This is a genomic window from Streptomyces sp. NPDC001401 (assembly GCF_042895385.1).
Lineage (GTDB): Bacteria > Actinomycetota > Actinomycetes > Streptomycetales > Streptomycetaceae > Streptomyces.
Genome location: NZ_JBIAWI010000010.1, coordinates 43,187 through 62,926, shown reverse-complemented (window position 1 = coordinate 62,926; position 19,740 = coordinate 43,187). Strand labels below are relative to the sequence as shown.

General features: G+C 71.8%; 18 protein-coding genes. 14 read left to right on the top strand and 4 right to left on the bottom strand.

The features are described 5' to 3' along the window. The first annotated feature begins 54 nt into the window (after window positions 1–54). Entirely contained in the window at window positions 55–468 is a 414-nt protein-coding gene (locus ACFY10_RS29930) for a pyridoxamine 5'-phosphate oxidase family protein (protein WP_390668313.1), read from the top strand. 175 nt (window positions 469–643) lie between these two features. Here the strand turns inward: ACFY10_RS29930 and ACFY10_RS29925 are convergent, their stop codons facing one another. Next, on the bottom strand, window positions 644–979 hold the full coding sequence (locus ACFY10_RS29925; RefSeq protein ID WP_016437222.1) for a hypothetical protein: 336 nt from the start codon (window positions 977–979) through the stop codon (window positions 644–646). Window positions 980–1,376: 397 nt separating this feature from the next. Between ACFY10_RS29925 and ACFY10_RS29920 the strand changes: the two genes are divergently transcribed. Next, the gene (locus tag ACFY10_RS29920; protein ID WP_390668648.1) at window positions 1,377–2,321 is read left to right on the top strand and encodes a helix-turn-helix transcriptional regulator; all 945 of its coding nucleotides are present in this window, start codon (window positions 1,377–1,379) and stop codon (window positions 2,319–2,321) included. After that, window positions 2,321–3,295 carry a LuxR C-terminal-related transcriptional regulator gene (locus tag ACFY10_RS29915; protein WP_390668312.1) on the top strand — a complete coding sequence of 325 codons (975 nt, stop codon included), beginning with the start codon at window positions 2,321–2,323 and terminating at the stop codon, window positions 3,293–3,295. The genes ACFY10_RS29920 and ACFY10_RS29915 overlap by 1 nt, the downstream gene beginning before the upstream one ends. Window positions 3,296–3,593: 298 nt before the next feature. Here ACFY10_RS29915 and ACFY10_RS29910 read toward each other — a convergent pair whose 3' ends face one another. Further along, window positions 3,594–4,640 carry a LuxR C-terminal-related transcriptional regulator gene (locus ACFY10_RS29910; protein WP_390668311.1) on the bottom strand — a complete coding sequence of 349 codons (1,047 nt, stop codon included), beginning with the start codon at window positions 4,638–4,640 and terminating at the stop codon, window positions 3,594–3,596. Between the two features lie 265 nt (window positions 4,641–4,905). On the opposite strand from ACFY10_RS29910, the gene ACFY10_RS29905 reads away from it, so the two are divergent. The 3 genes from ACFY10_RS29905 to ACFY10_RS29895 are packed head-to-tail and all read left to right on the top strand — an operon-like array spanning window position 4,906 to window position 8,223. Beyond that, window positions 4,906–6,450, top strand: coding sequence for a circularly permuted type 2 ATP-grasp protein (locus tag ACFY10_RS29905; protein ID WP_390668310.1), 1,545 nt, complete (start codon window positions 4,906–4,908; stop codon window positions 6,448–6,450). Continuing rightward, the gene (locus tag ACFY10_RS29900) at window positions 6,447–7,379 is read left to right on the top strand and encodes an alpha-E domain-containing protein (protein ID WP_390668309.1); all 933 of its coding nucleotides are present in this window, start codon (window positions 6,447–6,449) and stop codon (window positions 7,377–7,379) included. Before ACFY10_RS29905 ends, ACFY10_RS29900 begins: the two co-directional genes overlap by 4 nt. Before the next feature lies 1 nt (window position 7,380). Next, entirely contained in the window at window positions 7,381–8,223 is an 843-nt protein-coding gene (locus ACFY10_RS29895) for a transglutaminase domain-containing protein (protein ID WP_390668308.1), read from the top strand. Here the strand turns inward: ACFY10_RS29895 and ACFY10_RS29890 are convergent. Next, a complete protein-coding gene (locus ACFY10_RS29890) occupies window positions 8,207–9,151 on the bottom strand; it encodes a LysR family transcriptional regulator (protein ID WP_390668307.1) in 945 nt (314 codons plus the stop codon). The genes ACFY10_RS29895 and ACFY10_RS29890 overlap by 17 nt on opposite strands. A gap of 172 nt (window positions 9,152–9,323) precedes the next feature. Here ACFY10_RS29890 and ACFY10_RS29885 point away from each other — a divergent pair, with 172 nt between their 5' ends. The 8 genes from ACFY10_RS29885 to ACFY10_RS29850 all read left to right on the top strand — a co-directional run bounded on the left by ACFY10_RS29885 (window position 9,324) and on the right by ACFY10_RS29850 (window position 18,612). Then, window positions 9,324–9,776, top strand: coding sequence for a pyridoxamine 5'-phosphate oxidase family protein (locus ACFY10_RS29885; protein ID WP_390668306.1), 453 nt, complete (start codon window positions 9,324–9,326; stop codon window positions 9,774–9,776). Between the two features lie 67 nt (window positions 9,777–9,843). Continuing rightward, complete coding sequence (locus ACFY10_RS29880) at window positions 9,844–11,172, top strand: acetyl-CoA carboxylase biotin carboxylase subunit family protein (RefSeq protein WP_390668305.1); 1,329 nt, start codon at window positions 9,844–9,846, stop codon at window positions 11,170–11,172. Then, on the top strand, window positions 11,165–12,457 hold the full coding sequence (locus tag ACFY10_RS29875) for an MFS transporter (protein ID WP_390668304.1): 1,293 nt from the start codon (window positions 11,165–11,167) through the stop codon (window positions 12,455–12,457). Before ACFY10_RS29880 ends, ACFY10_RS29875 begins: the two co-directional genes overlap by 8 nt. Window positions 12,458–12,667: 210 nt before the next feature. Then, entirely contained in the window at window positions 12,668–14,470 is a 1,803-nt protein-coding gene (locus tag ACFY10_RS29870; protein ID WP_390668303.1) for a GH3 auxin-responsive promoter family protein, read from the top strand. Then, window positions 14,467–15,342 (top strand): alpha/beta hydrolase, encoded by an 876-nt coding sequence (locus tag ACFY10_RS29865; protein WP_390668302.1) that lies wholly within the window; start codon window positions 14,467–14,469, stop codon window positions 15,340–15,342. Before ACFY10_RS29870 ends, ACFY10_RS29865 begins: the two co-directional genes overlap by 4 nt. Beyond that, window positions 15,339–16,616: an enolase C-terminal domain-like protein gene (locus tag ACFY10_RS29860; RefSeq protein WP_390668301.1), complete on the top strand. Its 1,278-nt coding sequence runs from the start codon at window positions 15,339–15,341 to the stop codon at window positions 16,614–16,616. The genes ACFY10_RS29865 and ACFY10_RS29860 overlap by 4 nt, the downstream gene beginning before the upstream one ends. After that, a complete protein-coding gene (locus tag ACFY10_RS29855; protein WP_390668300.1) occupies window positions 16,613–17,812 on the top strand; it encodes a PLP-dependent aminotransferase family protein in 1,200 nt (399 codons plus the stop codon). The genes ACFY10_RS29860 and ACFY10_RS29855 overlap by 4 nt, the downstream gene beginning before the upstream one ends. A 14-nt stretch (window positions 17,813–17,826) precedes the next feature. Beyond that, complete coding sequence (locus tag ACFY10_RS29850; protein ID WP_390668647.1) at window positions 17,827–18,612, top strand: carbon-nitrogen hydrolase family protein; 786 nt, start codon at window positions 17,827–17,829, stop codon at window positions 18,610–18,612. Here ACFY10_RS29850 and ACFY10_RS29845 read toward each other — a convergent pair. Next, window positions 18,605–19,720: a sugar ABC transporter substrate-binding protein gene (locus ACFY10_RS29845; RefSeq protein ID WP_390668299.1), complete on the bottom strand. Its 1,116-nt coding sequence runs from the start codon at window positions 19,718–19,720 to the stop codon at window positions 18,605–18,607. The two genes, ACFY10_RS29850 and ACFY10_RS29845, sit on opposite strands and share 8 nt — an antisense overlap. Window positions 19,721–19,740: the final 20 nt, after the last annotated feature.

The window sequence follows — 19,740 nt, the reverse complement described above, 5'->3', positions numbered from 1 at the left end:
TCTATTCCACTCAAGGCAGGAGCCGGGAGGACTTGGGGGCTAAGTTCCGGAGCCATGGCGACCTATTCGCAGGACCCCGGCGCCCCCGACGCCGCGTACCTCGACTTCTGGCGGGAACGGCACCTGTGCACGCTGACGACCCCGCGCCCGGACGGCAGTCCGCACGTGGTGCCCGTCGGGGTCACATACGATCCCGGCGCCGGGCTCGCTCGGGTGATCGCGAACAGGACGAGCACGAAGGTGCTGAACGTGCTGGCCGCCGGAGCCGAGGGCGCCCGGGTCGCGGTGTGCCAGGTGGACGGGCGCCGCTGGGCGACGCTGGAGGGCCGGGCCGTCGTACGGACCGAGCCGGAGCGGATCGCGGAGGCGGTGCGGCGGTACGCCGAGCGCTACCGGCGCACCCCCGGGCCGAACCCGTCCCGCGTGGTGATCGAGATCGAGCTGACACGGGCGATGGGCCTCGCATGACGGCCGCGACGGCCACGACCGCGAAGATTGTTTTCGGCCAGCGCCCGGAGACGGCCGAATCTGCCGATACCCGGAAATGTCCCGCAAAACTGCAGCGGCGTCACCGTGTTCAGGTCACGGTGACGCCGCTGCGGGGGGAAGCACCTGAGCGAACTGTTACGACGGGGGATTCGCGTCAGGCACTGCGGGGGGTGGCTGAGATGGTCCGAACATCGGGGGTTTCCGGTTCCACCAGCCGGTGGTCTCGTTGGTCGAGATTCACAAAGATCATTCCGTACCGAATGGCACATCGCACGGGCTGCGGCGCCCCCCGAGGCCGCCGCAGACACCGGTACGCCCGTACGTCCTCGTCCTCGTCGCGCGTGACGACGACCGGCTCTCCGAAGACGGTCACCATCAGCGAGTCACCGGAATGGGGGATCGCGGTGACAAGGTCGATGAAGTGCCAGCCGGAGCGGTAGGCCGTGGCCATTTCGCGGCGGAAGGACCGGTCGTCGGGTGGAGTGGTCATGACGATACGGCCCAGCTGCTGTCAGCCGGAGCCACCCATGAACTGTCCCCCGGGACGTCGGACGCAACGATCACCCAACTGCTGTCGCCGGGAGGGGCAGCTTTCGTGCTCCAGCTGCTGTCCTGCGCGACATCACCCTTCGTCGCCGTGAGGCCGCTCAGCGCTCCGAAGGCCACGACGGCGGAGAAGGCGGCGGCAAGCGCCGAGCGAAGCATTCTCTTATGCATAGTCGGCTTCGTCCTCATTTGAAGGTCACCTCTCCCCCGTCCGAATACGACGATGGCCCATTCCGGCACGTCATGGCCACACAAACGATGCATCATGTTCCTGCACGTTCAGGACCCTGGGGGGTGGAGATTTGACGATAAATGAGACTAAGCGGACACATCCTCATGGACTGACGGACCTGTGCGAGGACGGGCGTCGCCTCTACGGGAGCGCTCTCCGGACGGGACGCATAGCCCGTACGGATGTGGAACCCGCGCCCTGCTTGATGGAGTTCGCCCTGCTTCATCCCGATCCCGACGACCCGAACTGGCTGCGCCCGGTCCCCCCCTCGGTGGCGCTCGCCCAACGGCTCAACCCGATCGAGAACGAGATCACCCAGCGCAGGCGGCTGTCCATCGAACTCGCAGACGCTTTCGAGCCGTTCATGGCGCTCAGCGCCCAGTCGACGGCGACCACGCACTCGATCACCGTGCTGGAGGGCCTCGACCGGATCAACTCGGCGCTCGATCTGGCCACCGCCCAGTGCCAGACCGAGATGCTCACCGTCCAGCCGAGCCGCCGCCGCCTCGAGCAGGTCCTCACCAAAGCGCTGGACCGCGACCGGCCGCTGATCGAACGCGGCTGCCGCATCCGGACCCTCTACCAGCACCCGGCCCGCTACAGCCCGGAGACGCTGGCCTACGTGGCCCAGTTCACCGACGGCAAGGTGGAGTACCGCACGATCGACGAACTCGTCGAGCGGCTGATCATCTGCGACGAGACCGTGGCCTTCATCCCGACGCGCGACGACGGGGAGATCGCCCTCGAACTCCGTCACCCGGGGCTCGTCCGCTATCTGATCAAGGTCTTCGAGTTCATGTGGACCCGTGCGGTCCCGCTGAGCGCCGGCGCCCCCTACGAGACCGCCCCCGACGGCATCACCGAGATCCAGCACTCAATCGCCAAGCTCCTCGTCGAGGGCCACGTCGACGAGGCGATCGCCCGGCGCCTGGGCATGAACGTCCGCACCTGCCGCGCCCACATAGCCAAGCTGGCCACGGCCCTGGGCAGCGGCAGCCGTGCCCAACTCGGCTTTCTCATAGCGCAGTCGGGGATCCTGAAGCAGGAGCCCTGATGACGGCACACGCACACCGGCACGGCCCGGAGGAGCTGTGCGAGGCAGGCCTCGAGTTGTACGGGCGCGCCCTGCGCGAGGGGGCCGTCCCGGAGCAGGCGGCGGCCGAGGTGCCCTGCGTGATCCGTGCCGGACTGCTCCAGCCGGACCTGGAGGACGTACGCCGGCTGCGTCCCGTCGCCCCGGCGCTCGGTCTCCCCCGGCTGCTGCGCGGCATCGCCGAGGACATCGCCCTCAGACGACAGGCGGAGACCCGACTGGCCGAGGCCTTCGAACCGCTGCTGGCGCTCGGCAGTGGCCCCGCATCGGCCGCGGACACCGGACTGATCACTCTGGTCAGCGGTTTCGAGCGGATCAACGATGCCATCCGGCAGGCCATGCTCCGGTCCTGTGACGAGGTGCTGACCATCCAGCCGGGCGGGAAGCGCCCCGTCTCGTCCCTGGCTCTGGCCCTCCCCAAGGAGCAGGAACTGCTCTCGCGGGGTGGCCGTATGCGCACCCTGTACCAGCACACCACCCGGCACGACCCGGCCGTCCTCGCCCACTACGAACTCCTGGACGGCGACGTCGAGGTGCGCACTCTCGACGAGGTCCCCGACCGTCTCATCGTCCTCGACCGGGCGATCGCCTTCATCCCCGCCAACGCGGACCGGACGGTGGCCGCGGAGGTCCGCCATCCCCCGCTGGTCAGCTACCTGGCCACCACGTTCGACCGCCTCTGGCGCCTGGCCACCCCCATGTACCCCGAGGCCGTCTCCCCGCCCGCCCTGGGCGGCGTCACCCCCCGCCAGCGCGCCATCGCCGCCCTCCTCGTCGAGGGCCACACCGACGCCGTGATCGCCGACCGGCTCGGCATGAACGTCCGCACCGCCCGCGTCCACATCGCCAAACTGGCGGCCACGCTGGGCAGCGAGAGCCGGGCGCAGCTCGGCTATCTCATCGGACAGTCGGGGATCCTCGACCGCGAAGGGTGACCGTGCGGTACCGGCTGCCGCGGGTGGTCCGGGCACCGTCCCCAGGGGCTGCACCCCCAAACCCCCCTTCGGCCTGAACGGCCTCGTCCTCAAACGCCGGACAGGCTGGGATGGCTCAGCCCGGCTGCCTCAGCGGACCGTCGGGGATCCTCGACCGCGAAGGGTGACCGTGCGGTGCCGGCTGCCGCCGGTGGTTCGGACAACCGTCCCCGGGGGCTGCGCCCCCAGAACCCCCCTTCGGCCTGAACGGCCTCGTCCTCAAACGCCGGACGGGCTGGGATGGCTCAGCCCGGCTCGCTCAGCTGACCCTCGGTGACTCTTGACCTGGAAGGGCGACCGAGGAGCCGACGTCCGCCGGGTGGCGGGGTCCGTGGAGGCCCACCTGGGCGATGCGGACGCCGAGTTGGGTGCGGCTGGCCGCGCCGAGGGTCTCGGAGAGCCGGGCGATATGGGCACGGCAGGTGCGCACGCTTATGCCGAGCCGCTCCGCGATCACCGCGTCCTGGTGGCCCTCCGCCAGCAGCGCCGCGATGGACTGCTCACGGTGGGAGATGCCCTCGATGCCGGTGTCGGGCAGCGGCGCGGTCAGCGGGATCGCCAGGCGCCAGAGCCGTTCGAAGACCGTGACCAGGTACTCGACCAGCGCCGGGTGGCGCAGCTCCAGCGCCAGGGTGCGGTCCGCGTTCGCGGGGATGAAGGCCACCGTGCGGTCGAAGAGGATCAGCCGGTCGATCACCTCGTCGAGGGTGCGGGCCTCGACCGAACCGCCCATCAGCTCGAGGTAGTTGAGCAGTCCCTGTCCGTGCCGGGCCACATGGGTGTACAGGTCGCGCATCCGCACGCCCCGCCCGCGCAGCGCCAGCGCCCGGTGCAGGCCCTCGGTCAGCTCGTGCTCGGGGCGGATACCGCCGGGCTGCACGGTGAGGACCTCCGTGGTGCAGGCCTCCGTAGCCTCGTCCATGGCGGCCTGGATACGGGACAGCCCGTCGAGGACGCGGATCGCGGTGCCCTCCGCACCGCCCGGGCCCGCCTGCGTCGCGGGGCCCAGGCCCGCGTACCGCTCCACGGCGGCGACCGCCGCGCCCACCCGCCGCTGGCTCGCGCTGACCTCGTCGTACACCCCGCGCAGCAGTCTGGTCATGACCTCCTGCGGGGAGGTGGGGACCAGCCAGTCCATGTCGTCGGGGTCGGGGTGCAGCAGGGCCAGTTCCAGCAGGCACGGCACCGGTTCGGCGTCCCGGCGTGTCACCCGGCCCCGCCGTACGGCCCGGGAGTACACGCGGTCCCCGGCGTCGCACAGTCGGTCGGCACCGTGTGGATGCTCATCCGTCCCGTGCCCGGCCATCGCCCATCCCACCCCCGGTTCCAGCGTCTGTCGCAGCGCAAACTATGCGCGGACGGGACCGGCTCCGCAACACGGCTCGGCCCGAAGTGAGCGGCCAAAAGCGCCTTTACGTCCGGGTATTTCCGGCCCTCCGGCGGCCGTCCTGCAACAAGCTGATGGTGGTCCTCGGCAACCGCCGGTTGCGTCGCGGCGCCCGCCGCCGCCCGCAAGCTGCCGGAAATACGTCAGTGATCACCTCGTTACACACCGCCTCTAACGTCCCCTCATGGCGGACATATTTGACGCATACGCGTTGGCCGATGCGTGGGACGAGATGTTTGAGCGGCCGGGTGAAGTCAGGACCGCCTATGAGCCGGTGCTGGCGGCGCTGCAGCCGATCGAGCCGAGTGAACTCCGGTTCCGGGCCGACCAGATGGCCCGGGCCTTCACTGACCGCGGTGTGACCTACGCCTTCGCGGGCGAGGAGCGTCCCTGGCCCCTGGACCTGGTGCCCCGCATCCTCGACGCCCTCGAATGGGATCTCATACAACGCGGGGTGAGCCAGAGAGTCAGGGCCCTGGAGGCCTACCTCGCCGACGCCTACGGACACGGCCGCGCCTTCGAGGACGGCGTCGTGCCCTGGCGGCTGCTGCTCAACTCCGCCCACTTCCACCGGGCGGCGCAGGGCGTCGAGCCACCGGGCGGCGTCCGCATCCACGTCGCCGGCATCGACCTCGTACGCGACGAGGCCGGGGACTTCCGGGTGCTCGAGGACAATGTGCGGGTGCCCAGCGGGGTGTCGTACGTCATCGAGAACCGGCGCGCGATGACCCGGATCTTCCCGTCGCTCTTCGCGGAACAGCACGTGGTGCCCGTCGACGGGTACGCGCAGAAGCTGCTCGCCGCCCTGCGCGCCGCCGCCCCCGACGGTGCGCAGGACCCGCGGGTCGTCGTCCTCACCCCGGGCCCCAACAACGCCGCCTACTTCGAACACGCCCTGCTCGCCCGTCTGATGGGCGTGCAGCTGGTCGAGGGGCACGACCTGGTCTGCCGCAACAACCGCGTCTGGATGCGCACCACGCGCGGCGAGGTGCCCGTCCATGTCGTATACCGGCGCCTCGACGACGACTTCCTCGACCCGCTCCACTTCCGCCCCGACTCGGTGATCGGCTGCCCCGGCATCATGGGCGCCGCCATGGCGGGCAACGTCACACTCGCGAACGCCGTGGGCAACGGAATCGCCGACGACAAGCTGCTCTACACCTACGTACCGGACCTGATCCGCTACTACCTCTCCGAAGAACCGATTCTCCCCAACGTCGAGTCCTACCGGCCCGACGAACCGGGGCAGTTGGACGCCGTCCTCGACCAGATCGGCCAGCTGGTCATCAAGCCCGTCGACGGCGCCGGCGGCCAGGGCATCGTGATCGGCCCCAAGGCCGACAAGGACACCCTCGAACGCACTCGCAAAGCCGTGATCGCCGATCCGCGGGGTTTCATCGCCCAGCGGCCCGTCGCCCTGTCCACCTCCCCCACCCTCGCCGGCGAGCGCATGGCACCGCGCCACATCGACCTCAGGCCGTTCGCCGTGAACGACGGCAACGATGTCTGGGTGCTGCCCGGCGGGCTGACCCGCGTGGCCCTCCAGGAGGGCAACCTGATCGTCAACTCCAGCCAGGGCGGCGGCTCCAAGGACACCTGGGTGCTCGCGGAGGGCCCGGCCGAGCAGCCGGCGCCCGTCGCCGAGGGCTCGCTCCCCGAGGTGGCGCCGCGCCAGCTCGGACCCGACGGCAACCCCACCGTCGTACAGGAAGGGGCCCAGCAGCAGTGAACGACGTGATCCTCTCCCGGATAGCCGAAGCCCTCACCTGGACCGGCCGTTACGTCGAGCGGGCGGACGCCACCGGCCGCATCCTCGACGCATACCTCCACCGCATGCTGGAGGACCCCTGGCGCGACGAGGACGCGGCCTGCCGGTCGTTGTACGCGATCCTCGGCGTCGACGCGGGCGACGAGCGCGTCGACATGCAGCTGGTCCTGGACCAGCTCGCCTTCGACGCCCGCTCGACCTGCTCGATCGAGGGCGCGCTGGGCGCCGCCCGGCTGAACGCGCGCAGTGCCCGTGAGGCCGTCTCGTCGGAGATGTGGGAGTGCCTCAACTCCACCTGGCACGCGCTCGCCGACCAGCGGATGGCAGCGCGCCGCACGGGCCCGTACGCCTACCTGGAACTGGTACGGCGCCGGGCCGCGCTCTTCTTCGGGCTCGCCGACTCGACCATGAGCCGCGACGACAGCTGGCGTTTCGTCGTCCTGGGCCGCAGCCTGGAGCGGGTGGACATGACCGTACGGCTGCTGTCGGTGCGTGTGCTGGACGCGGCGCACGCGCCCGACTGGCCGACGCTGCTGAGCGCTTCGGGCGCCGACGAGGCGTACGCGCGCGTGTGGGGCGGCTTCGGCGACACCCCGAGGGTGGCCGAATTCCTGCTCCTGGACCGGGACTTCCCGCGCTCCGCGCTGCACGCGCTGACGACCGCGGAGGAGTGCCTGACCGCGCTCGGCCGCCCCCGCCAGGACCCGGCGCGCCGCCCCATCGGCCGGCTGCGCACGCGCCTGGAGTACCTGGACACCCACACCCTCGAAGACCAACTGCCGGTCCTGCTACGGGATCTGCAGCAGGCCTGCATGGCGTCGGCCGACGCGGTTGCGGAGCGGTTCTTCCCGTACCAGGGGCCCGTCGAGTGGGCCCAGGAAGGAGCCTGACATGGCTCGTCGCCTCCGCATCAAGCACACCACCCGGGTCTCCTACGCCCAGCCCGCGGCCTCCTCGCACAACGAGGTCCGCATGACGCCGCTGACGCTGCCCGGCCAGACCACCCTGGACGCCCGCGTCACCGTCAACCCCACGACGCCCACCTGGTCGTACTGGGACTACTGGGGCACCCAGGTCACCGGCTTCGACCTGATGGACCCGCACGGCAAGCTCACCATCACGGCCTCCAGCCTGGTCGAGACGTCCCCGGCGGAGCCGCTCCCGACCGCGCCCACGTGGGAGGAGCTGGCCGAACGGATCGCGAACTCACGCCTGTTGGAGTTCGCCAACCCCACTGGTCGTACGACGGTCCCGCCGAAGCTGGTCAAGAAGGCGCGGAAGGCGGCGGCCGGACTCGACCCGCACGACACGGCGGTCGCGGTCTCCGCCCTGGTCCATGACCGGGTGTCCTACCTCCCCGGCGCCACCAGCGTGAACACCTCCCCCGCGGAGGCCTGGGAGCAGGGCGCGGGCGTCTGCCAGGACATCACCCACCTCACCGTCGCCCTGCTGCGGGGCGTGGGGCTGCCGGCCCGGTACGTGTCCGGCTACCTCCACCCGGAGCGCGAGGCCGAACTGCACCGGCCCGTCGCCGGGCAGAGCCACGCCTGGATCGAGTACTGGGCGGGCGACTGGTGCGGCTACGACCCAACCAACAGCACCCGGGCCGACGAGTCCCACGTGGTGGTGGCCCGGGGCCGCGACTACGACGACGTCACCCCGCACAAGGGCATCTACCGGGGCGTGCCCGGCGGACCGCCGGATGTGACCGTGGAGTTCACTCGGGTGGCGTGAGTCCCGGAGGACCCGGCTGCCGTACGTACGACGCGAACCTGGCCAGCACCGGGTTCGCGTCGTCCGTGCGGTGGGCGAGGGAGACGGCGTAGCGGGGCGGAGTCCCGGCTTCGGTCCTCGCTTCGGTCCCGGCTTCGGTCTCGGTTTCGGCGAAACGGCGGATGACGACCCCCGGCGGGCAGAGCTTGCGGGCCCGTCCCAGGTCCATCACCGAGACGCCCGTGCCCTCCGCCACCGACGCGACGACCTGCTCGAAGTCCGGTTCCTCTGCGGCCAGTTGGGGCGGCCCGTCCGGCCAGACGTCGGCGACCAGCTCCTCGTAGAGCGTGGGTCCCGCCTCGCGCGGCCACAGGACGACCGGCAGGCCGCGCAGGTCGCGGCGGGTGAGGCGGTCGCGGGCGGCAAGGGGGTGGTCGGCCGGGAGGACCACCGCCGCCTCCTCCTCGGCGACGACGGTGGCCGTGATGCCGGGTTCGCGGATGACCCCGCGGACGAAGGCGGCGTCGAGGTCGCCGTCCTGGAGCAGGCGCAGGCACCAGGACGACATGCCGGTGGTGACCGACACCTGGACGTCCTCGTGGTCCTTGCGGAAGCGGCGGATCACGTCGGTGACGAGGTCGTCGGCGCCCGAGCGGGAGTAGGCCAGGCGCAGCCTGCCGTGCGTGCCGTCGGCCACCGCCCTTACCCGGTCGGCCAGTTCGTCGGAGGCGGCCAGCAGCGGCTCGGCACCCTCCAGCAACGCCCGGCCGGCGGCGGTGAGGGTGACGCCCTGCGGGCCCCGGTCGAGCAGGGACACCTTCAGCTCCTGCTCAAGCACCTTGATCTGCTGGCTCAGCCCGGGCTGCGCGATGCTCAGTTCCGCGGCGGCCCGTCCGAAGTGCCGGTGCCGGGCGAGCACCACGAAGTACCTGAGGCGGCGCAGTTCCATAGGGGCATCGTAGGCAGCCCCGGCGGACGGCCCGGCCCGCCTCACGGACAGTTCATGGCCCGTACACACACCGCCCGGCCGCCCCGATGAACAAGCCCCATAAACAAGCCTGATCGGCGGCAAGAAAACCTGTATTGGACCCTCGCCGAAGTGCCCAGCAGGCTGGGACGACATGAGTGAGCGGGGGAAGGACCAGCAGGTGGGTGCCATGTCGGCGGCGGAACGCGAGGCGTTTCTGGCCGAGCCGCACATCGCCGTCGTCAGCGTCGCGGGAGAGGACGGCCGGGCGCCCCTGTCCGTGCCGCTCTGGTACGGCTACACGCCTGGCGGCGACATCACGCTGATCACCGCGCTGGACAGCCGCAAGGCCGCGCTGGTGCGCCGGCACGGCCGCGTCTCCCTGTGTGTGCAGCGGACCGAACCGCCGCGCACATACGTCAGCTTGGAGGGCCCGGTGGTGGAGTTCCGCGCCCCGGCCACGCTCGAGGAGCGGCGGGCGCTGGCCCACCGCTACCTGGGGGCCGCGGAGGGCGACGCCTTCGTCGAGGCGAGTGCCGGGCGGACCGCCGGGTCGGTGCTGATCCGGGTCCGGCCCGAGCACTGGCTCTCCCGCGGCGCGTCCTGAGCCGCCGCCACCCCCTTCCCCGGCCGCTCCCGACACCCATCACCACCCCATCAGAGGGGAAACACAGGTGGCCCACCTCGTCTTCGTCGAGATCACCGCGCTGGGCGTCCAGTCCATCGCGCACGCCAAGCGGCTCGGTCACGAAGTGACCCTGCTGCGTTCACCGTTGTACGACTTCGTCACCCCGCCCGCCGAGCGCGCCCGGGCGGAGGAGCTCGCCGACCGCACGATCCACTCGGACGACCTCCAGGACGCCGGCCCGCTGCTCGGCCTGCTGCGCGAGCACGGCATCGGGCCCGGGGACGTGCACGCCGTCCTGTCCACGCTGTCCCTGTGCGTGCTGAGCGCCGCGCGGCTCGCGGAGCGGATCGGTGCGCGCGGCACGCCGTACGAGGCCGTCGCCGCCGCCCGCGACAAGGGCCGCTGCCGGGAGGTCCTGCGCGAGACGGGCGTGCCGAGCCTGGGCTTCGCGGTGGTGACCACGCTGCCTCAGGCCCTGGCGGCCGCCGCCGACATCGGCTACCCGGTGGTGATCAAGCCGGTGTCGGGGGTCGGCAAGGCCGTCACCAGCATCGTCGAGGACGCGGACGGGCTGCGCGCCCATTTCGCCGCCGCCGCCGAGGAGTTGCGGGCGATGCAGCCGGGACTCGCGGCCGAGCTGGACGAGCGGTACATCGTCGAGGAGCTGGCGGTCGGCGAGCTGTACTCGGTCGAAGTGGCCGCCGACGGCGAGCGGTTCACCCCGCTGGTCGCGGTGGGCCGCAAGATGGGCCGCGACAATCCGGTGCTGGAGCTGGGCTGCACCGTGCCGTCGGGGCTGCCCTCGGCCGAGGAGGCGGAGCTCGGCGCGTATGCGGCCCGGGTCTGCGAGGTCCTCGGGCTCGACCTCGGCATCTTCCATGTCGAAGTCATGCGTACGGCCAAGGGGTTCCGGCTCGTGGAGGCCAACCCGCGGATCTCCGGCGGCTCGCTGCCGGACTCGGTGCGGATGGCCACCGACCACAACGTCTTCGAGATCCTGGTCGACCTCTTCCTGGGTGCACCCGCGCCCGCACACCCGCTGCCGTGGCGCCGGGCGGCCAGCCACACCTTCCTGGCCGCCGCGCAGGACGCGGTCGTACCGCAGGACCTCCCTGCCGACTGGTTCGAGGAGTTCCGGCCACGCCTGCACTCGGGCTGGGTCCGCGCCGAGCCCGGCGCCCAACTCCGGGCGATGAACGGCAACTTCGACACCTTCGGCATGATCCGGGTCGTCGGCGAGGATGCCGACCGGGCCGCCGAGGAGGTCGCGGCGGTACGGCGGGACATCGAGAAACGGCTCGGGTTCGCGCTCACGGCGGTGGCGGAGTCGCGAGGGACTCTGCCGGCAGCGGATCAGGCGCGGGGCGATGGATGACATGGGCGCCTCCTCCGACCGCACCGGCTCCCCTCGTACCACCGGCACCCTCGTCCGCTACCTCCTCACCGCCTCCTTGGTCCGCACCGCGAGCGGCGGCGCGGCAGTCGGCCTGTTCACCCTCACCGTCCGCAACGGCGGCTCCGGCGGTGCCGCCCTCGGCGGGCTGCTCGCCGCGCTGCTGACCGCGCCGTACGTCGCGGGGCCCTGGCTGGCAGGTGTGCTGGACCGGGCCCGGGACGGCCGCCGGGTCCTCGCCGTCTCGTTCATCGTGTTCGGCGTCGCGCTGGCCGCGGCCGCGCTGCTGCTCGGGCGCGTCCCGTTCCTCGCCGTGGCCGCGCTGGTCACGGTGGCCGGGCTGTGCGGGCCGCTGGTGACGGGCGGACTCAGCAGCCGTCTCGCCGCCGTGGACGGCTGGGACGAGCGCGGGCGGCGCAAGGCGGAGGGCTGGGACTCGGCAACGTACGGCATCGGCAACACGTTCGGGCCCGCGGCCGTCGGCGCGGTCGGTGCCGCGCTGGGTGCGCGCGCCGGGGTCGTGTGTCTCGGTACGGCGGCTGCCCTGGCCGCGCTCAGCGTGCTGACACTGCCCGCCGGAGCCCCGCCCTCCAAGGGCGCGTCAGGCCCACTGCGGGTCCGGCAGACCTTCCGGATCATCGCGACCGTCGGTCAACTGCGCCGTGTGATGCTGGCGATGGCGCTGACCGCGCTGGTCGCCGGCGGCATCACGGTCGTGGCGACCACGCTGGGCCGGCAGCTCTCCGGCAGCCCCGACGCGGGCGCCGCCCTGGCCGCCGTGTACGGCTTCGGCTATCTCGCCGGGTCGGTCGTGGCCGGCATCGTGCCGCTGCGGGGCGAGCCGGAGCGGACGTCGACCGTGCTGGTCGCGGTGAGCGCGGCGGCGGTGGCGTGCTGTGCGGTGGCGCCCGGCTATGCAGTCGCCGTCGTGACGTTCGCCGCCACCGGTGCGACCAGCGCCCTGCTGTTCACGGCGACGCTCGCGGTGCGCGCCGTGTACGCGCCGCCCGAGGCACGCGCCCAGGTGTACGTCTCCATGGGCGCCCTCAAGATGGCCGTCTCCTCGGCCGGCACCGCCCTCGCGGGCAGCCTGATGGGCCTCGGCCCGCGGACGCTGCTGGGCGCCGGATGCGCCGTCACGCTTTTCGCCCTGGCAGGCGTGCTGAGCGACCGCCGCATCAGCGGAAGGGGGAATTCCGCACCGGAATCACAGCGGAATTCATCGGCCCGCAACAATAGCCGTACATTGCCTTCCGAAATTTCTTGACGGACAGCAGTGAAACCGCAAATAATCATGTCCATGCGCAACTTCTGTCGCACTTCTCGCTGATCCTGCCGCGCCGGCGCGCTCTCCGCGCCCACCCCGCCTACGGCAGTTGACAAGCACCTTCACCACCTTCACCACCGGCTTCCCCACAGGCGAACCCGGTGATTCCCGCTGCACCTGCACACGTGAATCCGAAACCAGAGGACAAACATGGCAGCCCTGGCCGCACCCGCAGTGAATTCGGCCATCTCTTCCCCCACACCCTGCGCATGCCACGCGTTCGGCATCCGCACCCAGCACTCCCTGCAAAGCCAGCGGAAAATATTTGCAAATCCGAGTGATACCGCCCGGAATATATTCGAGGACATTCTCGACCAGAGCGCGGACACGGAGTTCGGCCGCGCCCACGCCCTGCATCGCGTCCGCACGCTCGACGAGTGGCGGCGGGCGGTGCCGATCCAGCAGTACGAGGACGTCGAGCCGTACATCCGCCGCGCCCGCGAGGGCCTGCCCGGGGTGCTGACCCGCAGCCGGCCGTACGCCTTCCTGAAGACCTCGGGCTCCAGCGGCACGCCCAAGCACATCCCCACCACCCGGCACTGGCGCGACCACTATCGCGGTCCCGCCCTGTATGCGCAGTGGGGCCTGTATTTCGAGGCGCTCGCGGAGGCCGACGCGCTGTCGGCGCCCGCCGCGCACATTCCGCAGGTCCTCGACCTGTCCTGGGAGCGCACCCCGGGCCGTCCCGCACCGGGCGGCGAGCAGCCCGTGTACAGCATCTCCAACCGCCCCGCCGCGGTGAGTTCACGGGACTGGCTGCCGCCCTGGTACGACGAGCCGTGGCTGCTCGCCGACCCGGGTGAGGGCTGGGAGGCGGCCCTGTACCGCAAGCTGCGCCTCCTCGCCGGCAGCGACGTACGAGCGGTCGTGGCCCTGAACCCGTCGAAGATCATCAGCCTGGCGCAGACGCTGGCCGCGTCCGGCGAGCGCCTGGTCGCCGACGTGCGCGACGGCACCCTCGACGGCCGCCGCCACCCCTCCCTCGCCCCGGACCGGGAGACCGCCGACCGCCTCGCCGCCGTCCTCGACGCGACCGGTGGCGCCCCCGGTCTGACGGACCTGTGGCCGCGCCTGGATCTCGCGGTCGCCTGGAACTCAGCGTCCGCCGCCCTGTACCGGGACTGGCTGGCGGAGGTGCTGCCCGGCGTACGGCGCCTGCCGTTCAGTACGACCGGCACCGAGGGCATCGTCACCCTGCCGGTGGACGACCACCCCTCCGCAGGGCCGCTCGCCGTCGGCCAGGGCGTCTACGAGTTCGTCCCCGTCGACGGCCCCCAGGCACCCGACGGACGCGACTCGCTCGCCCCGGACGCGCCGACCGTGCTCTTCGACGAGCTGGAGACCGGCCGCGAGTACCGCCTGGTGATGAGCCAGGCCAACGGCCTGCTGCGCTACGACGTCGGCGACGTCTACCGCGTCGTCGGCCACTACGGCGCCACCCCGCGCCTGGAGTTCACCGGCCGGGCCGGCTTCCGCGCCTCCTTCACCGGCGAGAAGCTCACCGAGACCCAGGTCCACGAGGCCGTCGTCTCCTCGCTGCCCGAAGGCCTGGGCGGGCGCCCGCTGTTCACCTGCGTGCCGGTGTGGGGCGCCCCGCCGCGCTACCACGTGGTCGTCGAGGGCGCCGCCGCCCTGGGCCCGGCGTGCCTCGAGTCCTTCGCCCGGGACGTCGACACCGCACTGCGCCGGATCAACATCGAGTACGGCGAGAAGCGCGCGTCCCGCCGCCTGGGCCGCATCGAGGTCACGGCCGCCGAATGGGGCGCCTTCGCCCGCGCCTCCGAGGAGCGGCTGCGCGCCCGCGGCACCTCCTCCAACCAGATCAAGCACCACTGGCTGCAACGGGACCGGGAGGTGCTGGACAACCTGGCCGAGCGGGGGCTGCTCAGGGCGACCACCGAACCGGGACTGCGGCTCGGTCCCGTCACCGAAGCGGCAGGTGCCGCCCGATGAGCCCCCTGACGGCACGTTCCCACGACCGTACGACGCACTCGCTCACCGCCTCCGACGGCACCGAACTCACCCTGCACCACTGGTCGCCCGGCCGCCCGCCCACGGCCGCCGTCTTCTATGTCCACGGCATTCAGAGCCACGCGGGCTGGCTCTTCGAGACCGGCCCCGAGCTCGCCGCGCGCGGCCTCGCCGTCTTCGCCCTCGACCGGCGCGGCAGCGGCACCAGCGGCGGCCCCCGCGGCCACCTCCCCTCGGCCGCGCAGGTCGTCGACGACTACGCCGGCGCCCTCGCGGCGGTGCGCGCACAGCTGCCGGACGTGCCGCTGACGGTCGTCGGCCAGAGCTTCGGCGGCAGCATCCTCGCGGCCCTCGTCACCGAGGGACACACCGCCGACGCCCGCCTCGTCTTCTGCGCCCCCGCGCTCGGCCAGCAGCGCGCCCGCCACGGCAGCGGCGAGGCCCTCGCGGCCCTGCGCTCGGCGGGCGGTCTGAGCACCGCGCCGCTGACGCTGGCCGACGCGGACTACACCGACGTAACGGCCTACCTGGACTTCATGGCCAACGACATCCTGATGATCCGCCAGGTCACCGCGTCCACCCGCTCGGTGATGGTGCAGCTGGAGGACGTCTACATGCGCGGCGGCACCTGGGACACGGGCCCGTCGGCACACTCCGCGCACCCGGTGCACTTCGTGCGCCCGCAGCACGACGCGATCATCGACCTGGACACCTCCTGGCAGGTCCTGACGGGCCTCACCCGGCGCGCGATCGCCGTCGACTTCACGGACTCGGGCCACTACGTCGAGTTCTCGGCGGCCCGGCACCGCTACTGGGACTGGCTCGCGCAGACGGCGGCCGGGAGCACGCGATGACGGCCGGTCTGCCCGTCCCGCTGGAGGTGTTCACCGCCGAGGTCCCCATGGCCCGTCCCTTCGCGCACGCGGCGCACGCGCGCCGCACATCCCGTTCGGTCCTGGTCCGCTGCACGCTGGCGGGCTCGACCGGCTGGGGCGAGGGAGCACCGCGGACGTACGTCACCGGGGAGAGCCTGGAGTCGGCGGTGCATGCTCTGCTGCACGCCCAACTCCCGGCGTTGGAGGGGGTGTTCACCGGCCTCTCCTTCGAGTCCGGCGTCCGCGCCCTCGACACCCTCGACCTCCCCGCGGCCCTCGGCGCCCCCGATCACCCGGCCCCGGCCGCCGCGGCCGCCCTGGAGACGGCCCTGCTGGACGCCTGGTGCCGCGCCCACGGCCGGGACGCGGCGGACGCCCTGGCCGTGGTGGGCGGAGAGGTGCTGCGCCCCGAACCGCAGGTCCCGGTTTCCGCACTGGTCGTCGACTCCAGCCGAACGCCCGCCGAGTTGCTCGGCGCGCTGCCGGAGGAGGCGCGCTCCCGGCTGACCCACGTCAAGGTCAAGGGCCTGCCCGACCCGGCAGCGACCCGCGAACTCGTCGTATCCGCAAGGGAGTTCACCGAACCGTCCCGCACCACGGTCTCCGTCGACGCCAACGGCGTCTGGTCACCCGACCAGGCCCTGCACGCGGCCACCCTCCTCGCGGACGCCGTCGACTGGCTGGAGGAGCCGACCCGCCCGCGCGACTGGGCCACCCTGCACCGCATCCAGCGGGAGGCCGGCTGTCCCGTGATGCTGGACGAGTCGGCGGTCGTCCCCACCGACCTCGACGAGGCGATCGGGCACGCGGCGGCAACGTACGTCAACGTCCGCGTCTCCAAGTGCGGCGGCCCGCTGGCGAGTCTGCGCATGCTGCGCCGTGCCCGCACCCTCGGCCTGCGCGCCCAACTCGGCGTACAGGTGGCCGAGGTGGGCCCGCTGTGGGCGGCGGGCCGGCTGCTCGCGGCCCATGTCGACGGCCTCGTCGCGGTCGAGTCCGGCCGTCAGGACGAGTGGTTCGCACCGGACCTCACCGTGCCGCCGTACGAGATCGACCGCATCCGCCACCGCGCAGCCCCGCTGCCGGGCCCGGGCTTCGGCCTGGTCCCGTCGCCCCGTCTCCTGCGGGCGCCCCAAAGGGGCGCGGGGAACGGCGCGATCAGCCACAACGAACCCGCAGACGGACAACGACCCATCCCCGCGCAACCCGCGGAGCGCCCCGTACCCGCATTCACGACAAGGACACCCGCATGACCACCGCACTCACCGTCCCCGCCCCCGACACCCTGATCTCCTCCCGTATCTCGTCGCTCTCCCTCTCCTCCCCCTACGCCGTCCCCGCCCGCAAGCCGGGCCTCGACTTCGTGAACCTCGTCAGCGGCGCCCCCGCCGTGGAAGCGCTGCCGCTCGCCGAGATCAGGGAGGTCACGAACGACCTGCTGGCAGGACCGGACACCGGCGGACCGGCCCTCGCATACGGCCCCAACGCCGGTGATCCGGCCCTGCGTTCGCTCATCGCCGCCCGCGAGGGCGTGGACCCCTCCCGCGTGCTGATCACCAACGGCGGGCTGCACGGCACCGCACTCGCGCTCCAGGCGGTGGCCGAGCCGGGCGACGTGATCGTCGTGGACGACCCGGTCTTCCCCGACACGATCCGCATCATCGAGAACACCGGCGCCGACATCCACCCCGTCCCGGTGGGCCCGCACGGCCTCGACGTCGACGTCCTCGCCGAGCGGCTGCAGGGCGGGCTGCGCCCCAAGGCCGTCTACACCGTGCCGGACTTCCACAACCCGGCCGGCGGCCTGCTGCCGTACGAGAAGCGTCTGCAGCTGGTCGAACTGGCCGAGCGGTACGGCTTCTTCGTGCTGTCCGACAACCCGTACCGTCACTTCGCGCCCGACGGCCGCAGCGAGCCCGACTTCCCGCTGGACAGCGACCGGGTGGTGGTCGTGCAAACCTTCGCCAAGACGCTCGGCCCGGGGCTGCGCCTCGGCTGGCTGATCGCACCCGAGTGGCTGGCCCCGCACGTCATCAACCTGCGCCGCCGCTACGACTTCCAGAGCTCGACCCTCTCGCAGGCCATCGCCCGCACCCTGCTCGCCCGCGACGGCTGGTTCGACCAGCTCCTCGCCCGGGGCCGGGACATCTACCGCGAGCGCGCCGAACTCACGGTCCGCAGCCTGCGCGAGGCCGGCGACCGGCTGGAGTTCGACGACCCCGCGGGCGGCTTCTTCGTCTGGGCGAAGGTCAACGGCGGCCTCCCGGCCGCCGAGTCGCTCGCCGAACGCGCGCGGGAGGCCGGGATCGTCTACTCCGTCGGCACCTTCTACGACCCGCTCCAGCAGGGCCGATACGCCGACCACGTACGGATCGCGTACTCGGCCGCCCGGCACGACCACCTGGTGGCCGGCCTGGACCGCCTGACGTCCGTCCTCAAGTCCCTGTGACCGCGCCCGCATCCCTGCGGGTCGCGCTCGGCCAGATCGGCAGCACCGCGGACCCCGCGGCGAACCTCCTCCTCGTCGAGAAGGAGGTCGCCCGGGCCGCGGCCGCGGGGGCGCAGCTGCTGGTGCTCCCCGAGGCGACCATGTGCCGCTTCGGCGTACCACTGCGACCGGTCGCCGAGCCGCTGGACGGCCCGTGGGCGACCCGGGTGCGGGAGCTCGCCGCCGACGCCGGACTCACCGTGGTGGCCGGGATGTTCACCCCTGCCGCCGACGGCCGCGTCCACAACACGGTGATCGTGGCCGGACCGGGCGGACCCCTCGGGCACTACGACAAGATCCATCTCTACGACGCCTTCGGGCAACGCGAGTCCGACACGGTCGCGCCCGGCACCGAGCCGCTGACCGTGGACGTCGCCGGCGTCCGGGTCGGCGTCGCCACCTGCTACGACATCCGCTTCCCCGGCCTGTTCACCGAACTGGCCTGGCGCGGCGCCCTGGTGACGGTCGTGCCCGCGTCCTGGGGCGCGGGCCCGGGCAAGCGCGACCAGTGGACGCTGCTGGCCCGCGCCCGGGCGCTGGACTCGACGAGCTTCGTCGTGGCCTGCGGTCAGGCCGATCCGGGCGAGGCCGTGTCCGGGCCGGCCCCCACGGGGGTCGGCGGCAGCCTGGTCGTGTCACCGCTCGGCGAGGTCCGCGCAAGGCTCGGCCCGGCTCCGGACTTCACGGCCGTGGACCTCGACCTGCGGGAGGTGAGCCGGGCCAGAGAGACGATCCCCGTACTGGCGAACCGAGTTACTTGAGGCCGATGGCCGCGCACTCCGACGAGTACTTCGAGGTGCAGATCTGCGAGATCTTGTAGATGCCGTCCGCGACGACCGTCGACTTGATGTTCTTCCTCGTCAGGGCGGTCACGGTGACGAGCTGCGCCGGGATGCCCTTGTTCGTGGGGCTGTCGACCGTGTCCTGGGTGAGGGCGTCGAACTCGATCTCCTTGCCCTGGACCTTGGCCACCGCCATCTGCGCGGCCGCCGCGGCCTCCTGCGGGTACGACTTGTAGACGCTCATGTACTGCTCGCCCGCGACGATCCGCTGCACGCCCGCAAGCTCCGCGTCCTGGCCGGTGAGCGGCGGCAGCTTCGTCACGCCGGCGTCCTCCAGGGCCTTGACGATGCCGGCGGCCATGCCGTCGTTGGCGGCGTAGACGCCGGCGATGTTGTTCTTGCCGATCGCGTCGATCGCGGCCTTCATGTTGGCCTCGGCGTTCTTCGGGTCCCAGTCCTTGGTGTCGTACGACTTGGCGACCGTCACCTTTCCGTTGAGCTCGGACAGGGCGCCCGCCTTGAACTGCTTGGCGTTCGGGTCGGTGGGCGAGCCGTTCATCATGACGATCTTGTCGGAGGTGTCGACGTTGCTGCCCAGCGCCTCGAGCAGGGTGCGGCCCTGGACCTCGCCGACGAGCTCGTTGTCGAAGGAGATGTACGCGTCGATCGGGCCCTCGGCCAGCCGGTCGTAGGCGATGACCGGGATACCGGCGTCCTTCGCCTTCTTCACCTCACTGGCGATGGCGTGCGAGTCCACGGCGTCCAGCAGGATGATGTCGACCTTCTCGTCGATCATCTTCTGCATCTGGCTCGCCTGCTTGGCCGCGTTCTGGTCGGCGTTGAGGTAGTCGACCTTGCCCTGCTGCTTGGTGAGCGAGGCGACCTGCTTCTTGATGATGGGGTAGTCGAAGTCCTCGTACCGGGTGTTGGCCGTCTCCGGCAGCAGCAGGCCGATGGTGACGTCGTTGCCCTTCGTGGGGCTCGCCGAGCTGCTGTCCCCCGACACGTTCAGCACGCCGCAGGCGGAGAGCGACAGAGTCATCGTGGACGCTGCCACGGCGATGGCGGTACGACGCGTGGGACGCATGGGGGAGCTCACTTATGGTG